This is a genomic window from Armatimonadia bacterium (assembly GCA_039679385.1).
In the GTDB taxonomy this organism is placed as follows: domain Bacteria; phylum Armatimonadota; class Zipacnadia; order Zipacnadales; family JABUFB01; genus JAJFTQ01.
Genome location: JBDKVB010000021.1, coordinates 1 through 5096, shown reverse-complemented (window position 1 = coordinate 5096; position 5096 = coordinate 1). Strand labels below are relative to the sequence as shown.

Annotated in this window: 4 protein-coding genes; all 4 read right to left on the bottom strand. The window is 63.3% G+C overall.

All coding sequences use genetic code 11. From position 1 onward, the window contains the following. A partial coding sequence (locus ABFE16_02375; GenBank protein MEN6344118.1) for an ankyrin repeat domain-containing protein occupies positions 1–715 on the bottom strand: 715 nt, incomplete at its 3' end. Then, a complete protein-coding gene (locus ABFE16_02370) occupies positions 715–2040 on the bottom strand; it encodes a hypothetical protein (protein ID MEN6344117.1) in 1326 nt (441 codons plus the stop codon). The genes ABFE16_02370 and ABFE16_02375, both read right to left, overlap by 1 nt. 176 nt (positions 2041–2216) lie before the next feature. Continuing rightward, the gene (locus ABFE16_02365) at positions 2217–4262 is read right to left on the bottom strand and encodes a tetratricopeptide repeat protein (GenBank protein MEN6344116.1); all 2046 of its coding nucleotides are present in this window, start codon (positions 4260–4262) and stop codon (positions 2217–2219) included. A gap of 185 nt (positions 4263–4447) precedes the next feature. Next, positions 4448–5096, bottom strand: a 649-nt coding sequence (locus ABFE16_02360; protein ID MEN6344115.1) for a WYL domain-containing protein, incomplete at its 5' end; no start/stop codon positions are given.

Genomic DNA, 5096 nt, shown 5'->3' with positions numbered 1-5096 from the left:
CCAGTTTCGCTCGCTCGGCGGCGAGCATCAAGGCGTTTGTGCCCTGATTGTCCTGAAAGTCCACCGCTGCCTCGTGGTCCACCAGGAGCTTGACGATCCCCAGGTTGTCTCCACGAACGGCCGCCATGAGCGCCGTATCGCCCGACTGCGAGGTGGCATCGATCTCGGCCCCGGCATAGATCAGGTGAGAGGCAGTGACCAGCCGCTCGGCGTCCTCGCCCTTCCAGCTACCATGAGCGGCCCACATCAGCGGCGTCTCGCCTTTCTTGTCCCTGGCCTCGAGGTTGGCGTCATGGTCAATCAGCACGTCAAGGGCTCCAATCTCACCGTTCCCAGCGGCCATGTGCAGCGGTGTGGAGCCCCCGTCACCGCAGGGCTTGTCGATCGTGGCCTTGCGGTCGAGCAGCACGATCAGCGTCTCCGTGTTGCCGTTCTCCGCCGCCGTGCCGAGCGGGGTATCGTTGTACTCGCCCGGCAGGTCCACGTCTGCTCCGGCATCGAGGAGGGCGATCGCGATCCTCGGGAAGTTGCCATACGCCGCAGCCTGCAGGGGCGTGGTGCCGTCCTGGTCGGCCTCATCGGGATCGGCGCCGTCCTCGGCGAGAACCTCCATCACGCGGTCACGGTCGCCACTCTCCACAGCCTCGATCAGCGGAGTTGCCCGGGCAATCAGCGGCAGCAGGCAGAGCAGCAGGCAAAGGTAAGTTCTGCGCATTAGTGGGCACCTCCCGAGACTTGCCCGGCGACGGCTGTCTTGTACTCCGCCCGTTTGGTCTTGAGGGTCTCCATGGTCGTCTTCATGTGCTTGCTGAGGGCGTCCACGGCCCTGAGGTACTCCTCGGAGTTGCGGTCGAGCTGATTCACGCGCTGGACGCTGAGGCACTGGGCCAGGACATCCTGCGACGTATCGACGATGAAGTGCCCGAACTGGATATAGGTGCCGATCGACCAGCCGGGGGATTTCGCGGTGACCTCGAGATTCAGGTCGACCTGGCTGAAGCACATGTCGGACAGCAGCCGGGTGCCTTCCTCCAGCCGCTCGAAGTCGCCGGAGGTGCTCTCCGTCCACTGGGCGAGATCATAGGTGCTCTTGGCCTCGCCGACGTTTTGGATCAACCGCTCGGTGCTGCCCACGGACAGACCCCTTCCGGCAGAGACGGTGTTGACGGCCTGGAAGCCCGGACGCGGTCGAATCCAGTCGCCGGAGAGGATGTCGCGTTCCTTGCGCAGAGGAGCCAGGGCAGCTCGAATCTGGGCCCGCTGCGCCGGATCGCGGGAGTTGATGAGCTGGTTGAGCAGGCTGCCCATCTTGTCGTTGATCGCGGTGTTGCGCAGGCGGGTGAGATGCGCGAGACGCTCCATGGGCATGCCGATGAGCATGTCGGCGGTGAAGCTGAGGGAGCGGTCCCAGGTGTTGCGGAGGGTCTCGTTGGAGAGATCGACCCATTCCTTCATGGCCTGGGCATCGCCCTGTACCTGCTTGCTGATTCGGGCGAACTGCTCCTGGGTGCGTGCGAGATCGGCCTCGAGGCGGTCGATGTCTTGCTCAAGGCGCTGGAGCTGCTCGGTGCGCTCGGCCTTGAGATCGACGGTGGCCGTCGGCGGCACGGGCTGAAGGTTATTGAGCAGCGTCGTCTTCGCCTTGAGGACGGCGGGCGATGGTGGCTGCGGAGTTGGTGTTGGTGCCGGTGCCGGCGCAGGAGTCGGCGTCGGAACATAGACCGGCGGTGGTGGCGGAGTGGGAGCAGGCGTCGGTGTCGGTGCAGGCGTCGGCACGGGCACCGGTGTCGGCGGTGGTGGTGGAGGTGTAGGAGTCGGCGGCGGTGGTGGCGTTGGATCGGGAGTCGGGTCCGGTGTTGGGTCGGGAGTGGGATCAGGCGTCGGGTCGTTTGGTGGAGGAGGCGGTGGCGGCAGAGGGACATCGAAGCCGCCATCCCCGTCGAAGTCGATATTGATGGCCCAGGCAGCGGGTGGGGTGAGGGTGAGGCTTCCCAGGGCTCCGAGGGCCAGTAGGGTGAAGAAGAGTGTAGTGTATCGCACGGGTCGCGCCCTCCGGTGGTGGGCAGGGAGTTGGTGTGACGCTTCCATACAAGGTACGTCCGCCTTGAGCTTAGCATACTTCGGCAGGTGGTTGAGGACTCTGAGCAGTGAGACGTCCGGAGGGTTGGAGTTGTTTCACGGCTTGGTGAGGGGGAGAGGGAATAGGAGAGAGGGGGTCAGAAAGGACGCGTACGGAGGATACGGATCAGAAGGGATAGCTTCCCCGGGCGTCGTCGCAGTCGTCTCTGCAGCTTCTGGGCCTCATCGAGAAGGTCGCTCGGTGCGACCTCCACAGCCTCCCGGACAGACTCACGGGCCTTGTCAAACTCGCCCAGGGAATACTGAAGTTTTGCGAGCAACATCAGCAGTCTGCAGAGAACGTTGCGATCCTCTACTGGGTCCAAGAGTTGCACAAACCGCTCCATGTGGGCCATAGCGTCGTGGGGCCTTCCCTGCTCTGCACAAACGCTGGCTAGACCGACGAAGGAGGCGAGTTGTGCCTCGTGGTCGTCGACCTTCTGGGCGAGCGCCTCGATCTGTTGGTATGCTTCAGAAGCCTCACACCACTCTTGTCGCTCCATGTGAAAAGAGCCGAGCCAGCGCCAAGCCACAAGCTCCGCCCGAGTATCCCCAATCTCATGGGTCATCCTCTGCATGCGCTCCCACGTTGCGATGTCCATACTGACAGTCTCGTCCAGACGGTCCCAGACAACGGCGAGGATAACCCACGATATCTCTGGCACCGATTGGTCGCCAGCCTGCTCAGACAGTTTGTATGCTTCCGCGTACGCGCCAATGGCCTTGTCGAATTCGCCCTGATCCCCGTAGACAAGGGCCAGATTGAACAAGGTCCCAGCCCGCCCCTGACGGTCGTCGATCTTCTCGCTCACTTCCAGCGCACGCCGGTACTCCTCGACGGCCTCCGATAGCATGCCCCGCGTTCTAAAGCTGTCGCCGCATTCGCGCAGTTGCGTGGCTTCGGCTTGGGCTTTTGTCACCCTTCCGAGCCGCCGGCGGACAGCATCTCGCTCGGGTTTGGGAACCTCCCGCTGCAGTCGCTCCTTCGCCAGGAGGTAGAGGAGATCGTGAAGGCAGTAGCCGCCCTTGTTGGAGGGCTGCAACAGCGACAAGGAGACCAGTTCGCCCAGGGCTTCGATAGCCTCATCCTTGCTTGACCCAAGCAGAGGCACAACCTTGGTGGAGCCGAAGTCTCCTCGGCCGAGAAGCCCAAGGAGACAGAACAGCTTGCTCAACTCGGGGCGGAGTGTTGTGAGACTGACTTCCAGTACAGCACGCACGTCCTGGGCCCCATCGTCCCCCAGCTTGAGGCGGTCCAGACGCGAGTCCTCTTGTCGGAGACGTTCGGCAACGGCACGAAGAGTCGGCCACCTGCCTGTGCCCCAAGAAGCCCCGCAGATGTTGAGGCCCAGCGGGAGAAAACCGACAAGCCGGCAGATCTCCTCGGCAGCATCTCGCTCGTCGTCCGCCCGATCGCCAACGTGCTGCCGAAGGAGTGCGAGGGCCTCTGGCGGGGAGAACACGCCGACCTTTCGGGCGACGGCGCCATACTGGGCCAGACTGGGCATGTCTTCGCGGCTAGTGACGACAGCTGCTGCCGGAGCGGAATTCGGGAGCAAGTACTCGACCTGTGCGCTCGATTGAGCGTTGTCGAGGCCGATGAGGACGCGCTTACCTTGGAGGGCTGTACGGTAGCGGCGTTGGACGCCCTCTGGGGAGCCTGGCATCTCATCGCCGTCCCCCAGGGCTTTGGCGAACTCACGTGCGACGTCGACATGTCCCTCCGTCCCAAGGTCAGCCCAGAGGGTTCCGTCGGGGAAATTGCCCTTGAGTTGATGAGCAGCGCGGGTCGCGAGAGCCGACTTGCCGACGCCACCCATGCCAGTGAGGATGCAGAGAGCAGGTGCCCCGTCCTGGTGAGTGAGGTCTTGCTTGATCGCCTCCAGTTCGCACTTCCGCGCTGTGAAAGTCTCGATGTCGCGAGGCGCTTGGTCGGGTGGGTTAGTCTGACGTCGTCCCATATCCCCTGCGATGCTACGAAAGTCGTCCTCTGCTTCTGGCGCTGGCGGTTTCCTCCTGAGGAGTTTGCAGACGAGACGCTGTAGAAGACTCTTTAGCCGCTTCCATATGTCCTTGCCACCTCCGGCGAGGACACCATCAGACAGCTTGCCAAGCAGGTAGAGCATCACCTCGTTGATATCCATGTGTTCCCCTGCGCGTCATGCCCGTATCTGCTTGCCCTAGACAACATGGTGGCTGGCACCCGTCATGATAGAGAGGGAAAGCGCATCCCGTCAACCTGACTCTATATGTGGGAAAACATATCAGACGCCCTGCACAGCCACCACGTTGCGGTCGCATTCCGTAAGTGAGAACTCAGTGCTGTGTCTCACTTCGCGACGGTCTCTTCCTCTGCCCCGTAGCTTGCAGCGACGGCGGCCGCTTGAGTCTGGATGCGCGTCGCGAGAGTCTGCGGGGAGAGGACCAGCGCTTCCGGGCCAAGGCCCAGGATCCAGCCCACGAACTCCTCCGAAATCGCCACGCTGAACTGCAGGTCCAAAAGGTCCGACGAAGAGGGCAGGACCTTCTGCGAGGAGTGCAACTGGGCATCACGCATCCGTCGCGCCAGCTCGCCCCGGAGGCGGATCACAACGCGAGTCCTGCGCCCGCCAACGACCTCCCAGGCATTCGTGAAGGCGGCACTGGGGTTGTAGTTGGCCGGGATGTCCGCCGTCTCGTCAAGCATCTCGAGCGTGCGGAAGCGGTCGAGGCGGAAGGTGCGCTCCTTCCCGCGGGTCTCGCAGAAGGCAGTCAGATAGTGAGCGCGGCTGCGGTAGATCACGGCATAGGGGTGCAGGATACGCAGGCTCTCGGTGTCGGAGCCCGGTGTGTAGTACCGACCGCGGAGCTTGCGTCTCCTCTGCCGGGCGAGAATCGCGGTCGCCAGGTGATTGGTGGCGGACTTGCCGTCGGTGGTCGTCGGCTGGACCGTGAGGCCCTCCGTCCCCTCCTGAATCACACGGAAGGCATCGGCACTG